This is a genomic window from Aeromicrobium sp. UBA7512, assembly GCF_002476985.1.
In the GTDB taxonomy this organism is placed as follows: domain Bacteria; phylum Actinomycetota; class Actinomycetes; order Propionibacteriales; family Nocardioidaceae; genus Aeromicrobium; species Aeromicrobium phoceense.
On sequence record NZ_DLNK01000005.1, the window covers coordinates 388,218 to 400,760 of the forward strand.

A 12,543-nucleotide genomic window follows, 5' to 3' on the forward strand; every position below is an offset into this window, starting at 1 on the left:
CCTGCTCCGCCTCCCCTTCGGCCGCCACGTTACGACACCACCCGGAACAAATGTCTCGTTTCGTCCCAATGTGAACAGGGACACGTTGCGTGCTTTTTGGCGCGAGATTTTCGCTCCCGTCACTCCAGTAGACGTTCAGACGTTCGCGTTCTCGGGGACGAAAAGCTCCACCACGAAGGAAACACATCGATGAGACGAACACTGTCGGCCGCTCGGGTCGCGCTCGTGGCGGCACTGGCGCTGCTGCTGACCGTGCTGGCACTTCCCGCGGTCGCCGCGACCTCGGGGATCACGTCGAACCTGTTGCTCAACGGCGCCACGTACCACGGCGCCGAGGTCGTCGACGAGGGTGACGAGCTGACCCTGCGAGTGCAGTACGACACCCAGGTCCAGCCCGGCGCGACGGTGGACTTCGAGCTCGGTCCGAACGTGAAGGTCACCGGCGTCCCGGCCGCCAACACGGCGATCGAGTCGGTCCGCCAGGACGGCAACAAGGTCGCCATCACCTTCAAGGATCCGTGGCCGAGCGGCGTGAACCAGGGCGTCTTCGACCTGAAGTTCACCGTGAACCAGGTCGACGGCAGCACCGAGGACACCATCGTCTGGAAGGTGGACGGCCAGGAGAGCTCGATCGAGGTCATCATCCGCGACCAGGGCGATGAGTTCGCGAACGTCTCCGAGGGCTTCTCGAAGGGTGTGGCCCCGGGCAACCTCGACAGCTTCGTGACGGTGGTCGACGGCCGGGTGAAGCTCAAGCCCGAGATCGTGGACCAGGACCTCACCTACACGCTGCGGGTCAACTCGCCCGAGGCGCGCGACGGCTTCGAGATCGCCGACCGGCTGCCCGCGGGCCTGGGCTACGTGGCCGGCTCCTTCAGCGGTCAGCTGACCAGCTGGGACGCCGCCGGACTGAACCGAAAGACCGCACCGTTCACCTTCGCCCCGACCGTCACCGGTCAGCAGTTCAGCGGAGCGGTCGACCTGCCCGGCCCGTCGATCCTCGCGATCACCTACCGGGCCCGGGTCACCGACGTGGCGGCCATCGAGGCTCTCCTGCAGGCGCAGTACGACCGGCTCTCCGGCGGTCACGGCCAGTTCGAGACGGTCCTGACGAACACGGCGAGCTTCGGCTCGGCCTCCGTGGTGCGCGAGGCGGGCGTCCGCCTGCGGCACTCCGTGGCGAACCCGAACCCCGGACCCAACGTGGGAGCGCTCTTCGGCAAGACGGCCGCCTGGAGCACGAAGAACATCGTCACGGACGAAGCGGGCCTCCTGACGCCTCCGGCCGACCTCACCTACACGCTCAAGGCCGACCTGCGCGGCTGGGACGGCAGCAACCCGAACAAGGTCCTGGGCCGCAACGTGGTCATCAGCGACACGCTGCCCACCCAGGCGTCGTGGCGCACCGACGCGGCCGACTTCCTCACGTCCACCGGCATCACGCTGACGATGGCCGGGACCTGCCCGACGAGCGCGGCCGCCTTTGCCGATGACGCGTTCGTCGGCCAGTACTGCGTGGACGGACAGCGGCTGCTCGTCAACGTGGGCAAGGACGCGACCACCAACGCCTCGATCGCGGTGAAGGCGCAGCTCACCACCGTCGACGGCCTCGCCGTCGCCGGCAGCACCACGATCAAGGACGCGACGCCGTACCGCTGGCGCAACGTGGCCGACTTCCACTATCGCGACGGCAACCCGCACTCCGTGACGCGCGACGTCACGGTGGTCGCCCTGCCCGACACGACGGGCGGGGTCAACGACCCGAGCGTGTTCACCAAGACCGGCGCCGCGCGTCAGCAGTCGGTCGAGCCGGGCGAGTCCGTCACGGTCGACTACACGTTCACGGTCGCCGCAGGCAAGGGCATCGACGTCCGCCACAGCCGCATCGTGGACCACGTGGACACCGACGTGTACGACCTGGGCGACCTCTCCGGCGTGACGGTCAAGGGCACGTACGACGGCGTCGCGCTCGACGCCTCGCACTTCGAGCTCCGCACGAACGCCGACGACGACCTCGTCATCGAGCTGAGCAGTGCCGGCGACGCCGTCGTCGACGCACGCGGCGCCGACAAGCGCTTCCAGGCCACGATCGCGCTGACCACGAAGGAGTTCGTCGGCAAGGAGACGAAGACGATCCGCAACAAGGCCACGCTGTTCGGCCTGGACGGCGTCCCGCTGCACTGGTCCGACACCGTCAGCGAGGCCACGTCCTACGGCGACGAGGCCGAGGTCCGCAAGCGGATCTGGGACAACGTGGCGCAGGAGTGGACCGAGTCGATCTCGGCCCAGATGGACGGATCGGGCTCGCTGGTCCAGGACCGCTACGTCTACCGGATCGAGTTCATCCCTCACGGCAGCTACGACCAGGTCGCCATCCTGCCCGTCGTGGACGAGCTGCCCGGCGCGGTCGACTTCCTCGGGTTCGTCGACGAGGCCGACCGGGCCACCGGCGCCGATCCCAGCACCGGACCGGTCGACATCGGCGGCAACCTCGTCGCGTCGTACGACGCCGGCAGCGAGTCCGTCACGATCAGGCAGAAGGACGGCACCCGCCTGCAGGCCGGTGGCTCGCTCGCGGCCTACGTGGCCGTGAAGGTCAACGACGCCTCCGCCCCGATCGTCAACCGGATCGGCGACACGTTCGCCGAGATCGTGCCCCTGCGCTCGGTCTCCGTCGGCGACTTCGTGTGGGTGGACTCCGACCGCGACGGTCGCCAGGACGACGGCGAGCCGGGCATCGAGGGCGTCGTCCTCGAGGTGGTCGGACCCGACGGCAAGCCCGTCGTGGACGTGTTCGGCCAGCCGGTCGGCCCCGTCACGACGGGTGCGGACGGCGCGTACACCTTCGACCGCCTGCCCGCGCTGACCGGCGACGGGACGTACACCGTGCGGATCGACCGCGACGCGTCGGCGGAGGCGTTGAAGCCCTACGTGCCGACCAAGGCCGGCGCGGGCGACCGCGTGCTCGACTCGTCCACGTGGGAGGCCGCCACGGTCCCCGGCGAGCTGCACCAGGACGGCGACCGTGACCCGACGCTCGACTTCGGGTTCGTGACGAAGTCGTACGCGATCGGCGACCGCGTCTGGATCGACACGGACAAGGACGGCATCCAGGGTTCCGGCGAGAAGTCGCTGCCCGGTGTCACCGTCGAGCTGCTCGACGAGGACGGTGCCGTCCTGGCGACCACCACGACGGACCGCGACGGCCGGTACGCGTTCGACGAGCTCGCGGCGGGCACCTACCGGGTGCGCTTCACGCTCACGCCCGAGCAGCAGCGGACGTACGAGTTCACGCAGCGGGACGCCGGGGGCGACGACGCCCTCGACTCCGATGCGGACCCGGCGAACGGCCTCACGGTCGTGATCGTCCTCGGCGACTCGAACACCGCCCTGCAGGGCGACTACGAGCACCGTGAGATCACCGCGACGCAGGGCATCGACCCCACGTGGGACGCCGGCGTCGTCGTGAAGACCCCGCCGACGGACATCGGCACGGGGGAGGAGACGGGGGACCCGGAGGGTGACGACCCTGCGGTGTCCGACGGGTCGGGTTCTGGGGGATCCGACCCGAGCGAGCCCGCCGAGGCGTCGGCCGGACAGCTGTCCAGGACCGGCACCAGCATCGGCCTCGGGCTCGTGGCGCTGATGCTCGCCCTCTTCGGGGCGGGTGGAGCGATCCTGTGGAGCGGACGGCGCCGCACGCTGTGACGAGCGAGTGACGCGACCGCCCCACAGCATGGGGAGGTGACGGTGCCCCGGTCGGAAGACCGGGGCACCGTTGCGTCCGGAGGCGGCTCAGTCGCCGGGCTCGACGACGTCGACCAGGGTGAACCGGATGCACACGATCGGGGTGTCGTCCTCGACCGGTGATCCGGCGGTCGCCCAGAAGCCGCGGTGGCCGGCTCGCCACTCGTCGAGGTCGGCGTCGCCCTCGCCCTCGGCGGCGGCGAACTCCCACGGCACCTCGATGAAGGGGTGGATCGAGAGGCCGGTGACCTCGACGGTCCCGATGCGGTTTTCGTCGTCGTCCAGCAGGGCGAGGCGCTCGCCGATGTGCTCGAGCTCCTCCTGCTCCACCTCGTACTCGGTCAGGATGCCCGCGGTCGCGCGCTTCTGCCCGGCCAGGACGAGCCCGTTCAGGCGGGCGCGCAGCTCACCGGGCGAGCCCAGCTCGAGGCCCCGCATCCCGTCGATCCGCGGCCACGTCATCGCTGACCCTCCTTCGCCGAGGCGCAGTCGATGCAGAGCCGGGCGACCGGGCGGGCCTCCAGCCGCGCCGCGGCGATCTGCCGGCCGCACGACTCGCAGGTGCCGTAGGTGCCGGCGGCGACCCGCTCCATGGCGGCGTCGATCTCGACCAGGTGCTGGCGGGTCTGCTGCAGCATCGAGTCGACCTGCGAGCGCTCGAACGCGACGGTGGAGCCGTCGGGATCGTGCTCGTCGTCGGCGTTGGAGTCCAGGGAGGCCTCCACGACCTGGTCGAAGTCCCGCATCAGGCCGTGCAGCTGACCCCGGGTCCGCTCGCGTTCGGCCTCGAGTCGCTCGAGGGTCTCGTTCGTCATGGGGGACCTCCGTTCCGCGCCGCGCACGCGCCGCCCATCCATGATGCCGCGTCTGTCCACCGTGAGGGGGTTCCGCGACGAGCGAGCCGCGACGACACTCGGGTGATGAGCACCGTCGACCTGCAACCCGCGGCCCAGGCCCTCCTCGCGACCGTCCGGGGCATCAAGGACGAGCACCTCGACCACGAAACCCCGTGCGAGGGCGTGTCCGTGGGGCAGATGCTCCACCACGTCGGCGGACTGTCGCAGGCGTTCCGCGCGGCCGCCGCCAAGGAGCTCGGGCCGCTGACCGACACCGCGCCGGATCCCGGGGCCGCTCCCACCGTGGAGGACGGCTGGCGCTCGGAGCTGGAGGATCACCTGGAGCGGCTGCTGGTGGCCTGGCGCGACCCCGCGGCGTGGGAGGGCATGACGCGGGCCGGTGGTGTCGACCTCCCGGGCGACGTCGCCGGGAGGGTCGCGCTCGACGAGGTGGTGCTGCACGGCTGGGACCTCGCCCGCGCCACCGGTCAGGAGTACGTCCTCGACGACGCGACGGCGGCCGCGTGCCTGGAGTTCGTGCAGCAGTTCGACCCGGCGGGAACGCCGGGGTTGTTCGGTCCGGCCGTCACCGTGCCGGACGACGCCCCGGTCCTCGATCGCCTGGTGGCGCGGGCCGGCCGCGACCCGCGCTGGACGCCCAGCTGACCGTTCAACCGCGCAGGACCTTCTCCATCGCCTTGCCCTTGGCGAGCTCGTCGACCAGCTTGTCGAGATAGCGGATCTTCTGCATCAGCGGGTCCTCGACCTCCTCGACGCGCACGTGGCACACGACACCCGTGATGAGGGAGGCGTTGGGGTTGAGGTCGGCCTGCGCGAAGAAGTCCTCGAACGTCGTCCCGGCGTCGAGGTGCTTCTGCAGGGTGCTCTCGTCGAAGCCGGTCAGCCACTCGATGACCTGGTCGAGCTCGGCCTTCGTGCGCCCCTTCTTCTCGACCTTCGTGACGTAGTGCGGGTAGACCGAGGCGACGCTCGTCGTGAAGATCCGGTGCATGCGCCGATCCTAGGCCTCGATCAGGCCTCAGCGGCAGCCTCGACGAACGCGTCGGCGAACGTGCCGAACTGCTCGAGGAACCGGACGCGGTCGGCGCGGGGGAGGGCGTCCAAGGCGCGGTCCAGCAGACCGAGGTGGCGGTCGAGATCGCGGGCGAACTCCGCGAGGGCGCTCTCGTTGGCCACGAAGTGCCACGCGCTCTGGCCCGGCTCCCGCGACCGCTGCAGCAGCCCGGCTTTGAGGGCGGCGTTCGCCTGCCGGTTCACGGTGGACTGCTCGAGCCCGAGCTCGTCCGCGATCTCCCGCAGGGTCCGCGGCCGGCCGTCGGAGAACATCCACAGCAGCCGCTGGTCGGCGTGCCCTCGTGGTCCGACGACCGCGCGCTGGCCCCGCTCGAGTCGCGAGATCGCGGTGAGCGCGGACCAGGCCGGGTTGGCTCGGGCGGCCTCGGTGATGGAGGTCATGCTGGCTCCGGTGGTCAGGGAACGGATGTCATGTGTAGTCTACACAAGTCGAATGTGTAGATTACACATCGCTGCTTCCGACAGGACCCGCCCGATGCCCTCTCCCTCCGTCGTCGACGAGCGTGTCGAGACCCGCTTCTCGCCGATCGCCGTCATCCTCGTGCTGTGCTTCGGCAGCCTCGCCGGCGCGCTCATGCAGTCGCTGGTCATCCCGATCCAGAGCGAGCTCCCGCGACTGCTCGGCACGGAGCCCGGCAACGCGTCCTGGGCCGTCACCGCCACCCTGCTCGCAGCCGCGGTGACGATGCCCGTCACCGGGCGCCTCGCCGACATGTACGGCAAGAAGAAGGTCATGGTCGTCTCGGCGGGGATCCTCGTGGCCGGCTCCGTGGTCGCCGCGATGTCGAGCTCGCTCGCGCCGTTCCTCGTCGGTCGCGCCCTGCAGGGCATGGCCATGGGCTACATCCCCGTCGCGATCAGCATGGTGCGCGAGGTCGCCCCGCCCGAGAAGCGCGCGACGGCCGTCGCCGCGGTCAGCGCCACGCTCGGCGTCGGTGGTGCCCTCGGCCTGCCGCTGGCCGCGTGGATCGCCCAGGACTACTCGTGGCACGCGCTGTTCTGGTTCTCGTCCGTGCTCGCCGCGGTCATCCTCGTCGCGACCCTGGTCGTCGTCCCGAGCGTCCACGACGCGCACCCGGCCCGCATCGACGTCGTGGGAGTCGCCGGCCTGGCCGTCGGCCTGGTCTCGGCGCTGGTCGGCGTCAGCAAGGGCAGCGAGTGGGGCTGGTCGGACGGTCGCACGATCGGCGCGATCGTGGGCGGCGTCGTCGTGCTGCTGCTCTGGGGCTGGTTCGAGCTGCGCCACCACGACCCGCTCGTGGACCTGCGCACCAGCGCCCATCCGCCCGTGCTGTTCACGAACCTCGCGGCCGTCCTGATCGGCTTCGGCATGATGGCGCAGTCCATCGTGCTGCCGCAGTTGCTGCAGCTGCCCGAGGAGACCGGCTTCGGCCTGGGCCAGACGATCCTCCAGGCGGGTCTGTGGATGGCGCCCGGTGGCCTGATGATGATGTTCTTCGCGCCCGTCTCGAGCCGCCTGATCACCTCGATCGGCGCCCGCCTCACGCTGTCGATCGGCGCCACGGTCCTGGCGGTCGGCTACCTCGTGACGCTGTTCCTGATGAACGCGCCGTGGGAGCTCATGCTCGGCTCGCTGGTCGCCTGCGCCGGTGTCGGCATCGGCTACGCGGCCATGCCGACCCTGATCCTGGACAACGTGCCGGAGTCCGAGTCGGGCTCCGGCGTCGGCCTCAACGCCCTGATGCGCTCGGTCGGCACCACGATCGCCGGCGCCGTCATGGCGGCCGTCCTGACGAGCCGGACGGTGGACTTCGGGGGCTACGCGATCCCCGACAAGGGCGCCTTCCAGCTGTGCTTCGTCATCGGCGCGGGTGCGGCGTTCGCGGGTGCTCTCGTCGCGTTGCTGGTGCCGCGTCAGGGCCTCAGTCGTCGATGACGACCTCGCCCCGCTCCTTCATGGCGGCGAGGCTGTCGAGCATGTGCTGGAGGACCTCCGGCGGATGGGGCTCCCACCCGACGACCTCCTCGACCACGCGGATCGGCTCCTTGCTGCGGTAGGAGCGGGTGGGGTTCCCCGGGAACTTCTTGTCCGTCAGGTTCGGGTCGTCCTCGAAGGGCCCGGTCGGCTCGACCCGGTAGATGTGGCCGCGGCCCTCGCCCACCGAGAGCTCGGCGCCCCACGTCGCGGCGTCCAGGGTGCCGGTGAAGTAGATGTGGCCGGCGGTGCGATTCTCACCGAAGTTCGCCCGGCGACCCGGCTCGAGAAGGTCGCCGGGGGAGAGGACCGCCTTCGTGCCGTGGAAGAAGGGCCCGTCGTCGGGGCCCAGTCGGTCGTCGCTCATACGGTCAGGATCGCCCACGGTGACGCATCTGGGTACCCAGATGTCCCGAAGGACGAAGCGCGCGTCCCTTCAGGGGCCGGTCGCGCCCAGCCGGCGGTGCTCGGCCCAGGCGCGGTCGCGCAGGTCCATCGCGTCGGAGCAGGCCTGCAGGAACCGCTCGGTGGCGGCGCTGGGCGATGTGTCGCCGAGGTAGTACTCGATGAGGTCGCGGCGGGCCGCCGCGCTCGGGTCGGTCGAGAGGTGCTGCGCCACGAGCGCGGCCACGTCGGCGTCCTCGTCCAGCAGCGGCAGGGTGTCCATGAGGCGCGACGGCGGCACGGGCACACGGGGGCGGCACACGAGCACCGGCTTGCCGGTCGGCAGCCAGTTCAGGGTCACCGCCGAGACGTCGGTGATCAGCAGGTCGGCGTCCGCGAACGACTGCTCGAGCGGCACGTCGGTGTCCACGCGGTCGGCGCGGGCGCGGATCGCGGCGTCGGCCTCGCCGTAGGCCGGGTCGATGACGCCGTTCAGCGGGTGCGGGCGGTAGATCACCCGGTGGGTGCCCGCAAGGGCGTCGACCACGGCAGAGCCGTGGGTCAGCAGCGAGCCGTACGAGACCGACGGCTGCGACGCCTCCCAGGTGGGCGCGTAGAGGACCGTCGACCGCGACGGGTCGGGCTGCGGCACCGGCGCGGGAGCGTCGAGCTGCGGCTGGCCGATCAGCACCGAGCGGGCCGACGCGTCGTAGAGCATCACGCCGGCGCTCGTGCGGTCGAGCGCCGCCTGACCGGCCAGGAAGCAGAAGTCGTACGCCTTCACCTGGTTCGACACCGAGACGCCCTTGTCGCTGTCGCCGTGGCCCAGGTACACGTGCACGAGCGACGTGAAGCGCAGGCACTCGAAGTTGATCGGGTCGTGATTCACGTACAGCGCGAGCTTCACGTCGCTGAGGGCCAGGATCTCGTCCAGCTGGCCGTAGCGGGCCAGGGTCACGCAGTCGAGGCCCGACTCGGCCCGCACGAGCGCGGCGGTGCGGGAGTCCTTGAACACGGCCACCACACCGTGCGCGGCGTCGAGCGCCTTCAGCGCCCCGAACCACGGACGCAGCTGGTAGAGCGCGTCGGCGCCGTTGGGGAAGTAGACCAGGACCGACTGCGTGAACGCGCGACCCAGGCGGTCCTCGTCGGTGCGCTTGTCGGGCATGCCGACGGGCAGGAAGCGCGAGCGGCGCAGCCGCCCGATCGCCCACTGGCGGAGTCGGGGAACGATCCCCGCCCGCGAGTCAGCCACGGACGAGTCCCGGCCGCAGGACGTTGTCGACCATCGACAGCGCCGACGCGATGGCCATGTGCATGTCGAGGTACTGGTACGTGCCGAGACGACCGCCGAAGTGCACCTGCGACTCCTGCTCGGTCAGCTCGCGGTAGGCCTTCAGGGCCGTGCGGTCGTCTGACGTGTTCACCGGGTAGTAGGGCTCGTCGTCGGTGCCGGCGTTCGCGAAGCGGCTGAACTCGCGCATGATCACCGTGGCGTCCGACGGGTAGTCGCGCTCGGGGTGGAAGTGCCGGAACTCGTGGATCCGGGTGTAGGGGATGTCGGTGTCGGCGTAGTTCATCACCGGCGTGCCCTGGAAGTCGCCGATCGGCAGCACCTCGGACTCGAAGTCCAGGGTGCGCCAGCCGAGCGGGCCGTGCGCGTGGTCGAAGTACCGGTCGAGCGGGCCGGTGTACACCGTCAGTAGTTGGCCCACACACGACTTCTTGTTGTAAGGCTGGCTCTCGTCAAAGAAGTCGGTGTCGAGGCCGATCGTGATGTTCGGGTGGTCGGCCATCCGCTCGAGCCACGCGGTGTAGCCGTCGGTGGGCAGGCCCTCGTAGCGGTCGTTGAAGTAGCGGTTGTCGTAGGTGTACCGCACCGGCAGCCGGGTGATGATGTCGGCCGACAGCTCGGTGGGGTCGGTCTGCCACTGCTTGGCGGTGTAGCCCTTGATGAACGCCTCGTAGAGGGGACGGCCGATCAGGCTGATCGCCTTCTCCTCGAGGTTCTGGGCCGCCGCGGCGCCGCCGGACAGCGCGGCACCCGCCTGCTCGGCCACCCACGCGCGCGCCTCGTCCGGACCCATCGCCGAGCGGGTGAACTGGTTGATGGTGCCGAGGTTGATCGGCAGCGGGAACACCTCGCCGCGGTACGTCGAGTAGACGTGGTGGCGGTAGCCGGTGAAGGTCGTGAAGCGGTTGACGTAGTCCCAGACCCGCTCGTTCGAGGTGTGGAACAGGTGCGCGCCGTAGCGGTGCACCTCGATGCCGGTGGTGGGCTCGGCCTCGCTGTAGGCGTTGCCGCCGAGGTGCGAGCGACGGTCGATCACGTGGACCTTGAGACCGGGATCGTTGGCCAGCTGCTCGGCCACGGTGAGCCCGAAGAAGCCCGACCCGACGACGAGGACGTCAGTCATCGCGGCCGCCTTCCAGCGCGGGCATCGGCTGCCAGGTGCGATCGGCCCAGATCCTGCGGCCGTCGCGCCAGCCCTTCACGAGCGAGGAGAATCCGCGGAAGGAGCGCTCGACGACCACGAGCCGCACGATCTCCTTGGCGAAGGTCAGCGCCGTGCCCAGGGCGAAGCCGGGCCGGCTCAGGTGGCCGTGCTCGTCGAAGTAGCGGCCGACATAGGCCCGGTTGCGCATCACGTGGTACTTCGCCAGCGGACTGGAGTCGTTGAGGTGGCGCACGCCGAGGCTGACCTGCTTCTGCTCACGCTTCTTCTGCAGCACGAACTCGTCCACGTAGACGACCTCGGTCTCCAGGGAGGCCAGCCAGGCGTAGATCGCGTCGTCCCACGAGATGAAGAAGCGGGGGTCGGGCAGGCCGATGCGGCGGACCACGTCGGCGTGCACGAGCATGCCCTCGAAGGTGCCGGAGTTGGTCACGGCGTAGCCGTCGGTGTTGAACGTCTTCACCGAGTACGGCAGCGGCACACCGAGCCACTGGTTGAACTTCGCCTGCCAGTAGAACGGGGTGCCGTCGACGTCGTAGCGGCGGCCGTGGATGACCTTGAACCGCGCCATCCAGGGTGCGAACCGCTCGAGCGCGTCGGGCAGGATCTCGACGTCGTCGTCCATCAGCCAGACCCACTCGGCGCCGAGCTCGAGCGCGACCTTGGTGCCCTCGCTGAAGCCGCCGGCGCCGCCCGTGTTGGTCTCCATGCGGTGGTTCACGAGCAGGCCGGGAGGGAACTGCGCCTCCCACGCGGTGACGACCTCCTGCGTGTCGTCGGTGCTGGCGTTGTCGACGACGATGATGCGATCAGGGGGTGTCGTCATCGTCGAGGCGCTCTGCAGCAGCTCGTCGAGCAGTGCGGAGCGGTTGAACGTGACGATGGCGATCGCCAGGGTGCCGGTCGTCGAACTCACCACGACAGGCTATCGGCCCGCCTGACGGATCAGTGAATCCCACCTACAGTGGTCGAGTGGGGTTGCGCACCGCGGGTCGGGCACTCACCGTCGCCGGGATGCTGGCGGCGGCGGCCGGCGCGGGCCTGGTGGTCTCGCCTCCCGCGTGGGCCGTCGGACCGGTCAACCCGGTGCTGATCGACATCGCCGATCCTGCCAACGCCGGCTTCCTCGTGTTCGTCGAGAACGACGTCATCCTCGAGGCGGACGAGTCCGAGGGCACGATGGCCGTCGGTGGCGACGTGACCTTCCGCCGCAACTACAACGTCATGCGTCCCGCCTCCTCTCCGACGCCCCAGAACGTCGCGCTCTACGTCGGCGGCGGGTTGAACTTCCCGCAGGCCGGCTCAGGATCGATTTTGCGGATCATGGGCGGTCAGGCCCGCGTGATGGACGACACCACCTACGACGCCTTCGTCGGCGGCCCGGGCGCCGTCGCCGTGCCGCCGGGGGAGTCCGCCGACTACATCCCGAGACTCGAGGTCCAGACGGCTCAGACCGTCGCCGAGTTCACCCAGCCGGTGCCGGAGGTCGACTTCGCCGCGGCGTTCTCCCAGTACAGGACCCTCTCCACGGAGATGGGGCAGTGCGCCAACACCGTTCCCCTGACGGCGGCCGACGGTACGCCGCTGGCCCGGCCCGTTCCTGCCGGAAATCAGGCCTATCTGTCGCTGACGCCCGGCACGACGAACGTGCTGAACGTGACGGCCGCCGAGCTCGACGGGCTGACGAGCCTGACGTTCAACGAGCCGCGGCCGGGGCCCGGCACGACTCTCCTGATCAACGTGACCGGGAACTTCAACGGCAGCATGCCGAACCTCGCCGGTGTCTCGAGCGCGAACGCGCCGTACATGCTGTGGAACTTCCCGGACGCCACTGCCCTGGAGATCGAGAACTCGGACTCGCTGGAGGGCACGATCTACGCGCCGCGCGCCGACCTCGACTGGTATGCCCACGGCAACATCGAGGGCAACGTGATCGCGCGGAGCTTCGACCACCTCAGCTTCGCCGGCCGCGAGGTCCGGGAGGTGCACGACTTCCCCTTCCAGGGCGTCATCGACTGCGAGTCAGGAACGCAGCCGACCAGCGAGCCGACGACCGAGCCGACCACGGAGCCGACGACCGAACCGACCA

General features: G+C 70.0%; 12 protein-coding genes. 4 read left to right on the top strand and 8 right to left on the bottom strand.

The annotated features are described in order from the left end of the window. Positions 1 to 189: 189 nt before the first annotated feature. On the top strand, positions 190 to 3,708 hold the full coding sequence (locus tag B2363_RS08345; protein ID WP_286929598.1) for an SdrD B-like domain-containing protein: 3,519 nt from the start codon (positions 190 to 192) through the stop codon (positions 3,706 to 3,708). 87 nt (positions 3,709 to 3,795) lie between these two features. Here the strand turns inward: B2363_RS08345 and B2363_RS08350 are convergent, their stop codons facing one another. Continuing rightward, positions 3,796 to 4,209 (bottom strand): ASCH domain-containing protein, encoded by a 414-nt coding sequence (locus B2363_RS08350; protein ID WP_286929599.1) that lies wholly within the window; start codon positions 4,207 to 4,209, stop codon positions 3,796 to 3,798. Beyond that, positions 4,206 to 4,562, bottom strand: a complete 357-nt coding sequence (locus B2363_RS08355) for a TraR/DksA family transcriptional regulator (protein ID WP_286929600.1) — start codon at positions 4,560 to 4,562, stop codon at positions 4,206 to 4,208. The genes B2363_RS08350 and B2363_RS08355 overlap by 4 nt, the downstream gene beginning before the upstream one ends. 105 nt (positions 4,563 to 4,667) lie before the next feature. Between B2363_RS08355 and B2363_RS08360 the strand changes: the two genes are divergently transcribed. Continuing rightward, a complete protein-coding gene (locus tag B2363_RS08360; RefSeq protein ID WP_286929601.1) occupies positions 4,668 to 5,249 on the top strand; it encodes a TIGR03086 family metal-binding protein in 582 nt (193 codons plus the stop codon). A 4-nt stretch (positions 5,250 to 5,253) separates the two neighbouring features. Here the strand turns inward: B2363_RS08360 and B2363_RS08365 are convergent, their stop codons facing one another. Further along, positions 5,254 to 5,595 (bottom strand): DUF2200 domain-containing protein, encoded by a 342-nt coding sequence (locus tag B2363_RS08365; RefSeq protein WP_286929602.1) that lies wholly within the window; start codon positions 5,593 to 5,595, stop codon positions 5,254 to 5,256. 20 nt (positions 5,596 to 5,615) lie between these two features. Beyond that, a complete protein-coding gene (locus tag B2363_RS08370) occupies positions 5,616 to 6,059 on the bottom strand; it encodes a MarR family winged helix-turn-helix transcriptional regulator (RefSeq protein ID WP_286929603.1) in 444 nt (147 codons plus the stop codon). A 94-nt stretch (positions 6,060 to 6,153) separates the two neighbouring features. Here B2363_RS08370 and B2363_RS08375 point away from each other — a divergent pair, with 94 nt between their 5' ends. Next, a complete protein-coding gene (locus B2363_RS08375; RefSeq protein ID WP_286929604.1) occupies positions 6,154 to 7,575 on the top strand; it encodes an MFS transporter in 1,422 nt (473 codons plus the stop codon). On the opposite strand, the gene arr is transcribed toward B2363_RS08375, so the two are convergent. From arr to B2363_RS08395, 4 genes are all read right to left on the bottom strand, one after another. After that, a complete protein-coding gene (arr, locus tag B2363_RS08380) occupies positions 7,562 to 7,981 on the bottom strand; it encodes an NAD(+)--rifampin ADP-ribosyltransferase (RefSeq protein WP_286929605.1) in 420 nt (139 codons plus the stop codon). The genes B2363_RS08375 and arr overlap by 14 nt on opposite strands. 69 nt (positions 7,982 to 8,050) lie before the next feature. Further along, a complete protein-coding gene (locus B2363_RS08385) occupies positions 8,051 to 9,253 on the bottom strand; it encodes a CDP-glycerol glycerophosphotransferase family protein (RefSeq protein WP_286929606.1) in 1,203 nt (400 codons plus the stop codon). Then, positions 9,246 to 10,415, bottom strand: coding sequence for a UDP-galactopyranose mutase (gene glf / locus B2363_RS08390; RefSeq protein ID WP_286929607.1), 1,170 nt, complete (start codon positions 10,413 to 10,415; stop codon positions 9,246 to 9,248). Before glf ends, B2363_RS08385 begins: the two co-directional genes overlap by 8 nt. Continuing rightward, positions 10,408 to 11,370 carry a glycosyltransferase gene (locus B2363_RS08395; protein ID WP_286929608.1) on the bottom strand — a complete coding sequence of 321 codons (963 nt, stop codon included), beginning with the start codon at positions 11,368 to 11,370 and terminating at the stop codon, positions 10,408 to 10,410. Before B2363_RS08395 ends, glf begins: the two co-directional genes overlap by 8 nt. A gap of 56 nt (positions 11,371 to 11,426) precedes the next feature. Here B2363_RS08395 and B2363_RS08400 point away from each other — a divergent pair. Beyond that, positions 11,427 to 12,543, top strand: a 1,117-nt coding sequence (locus B2363_RS08400) for a choice-of-anchor A family protein (protein WP_286929609.1), incomplete at its 3' end; no start/stop codon positions are given.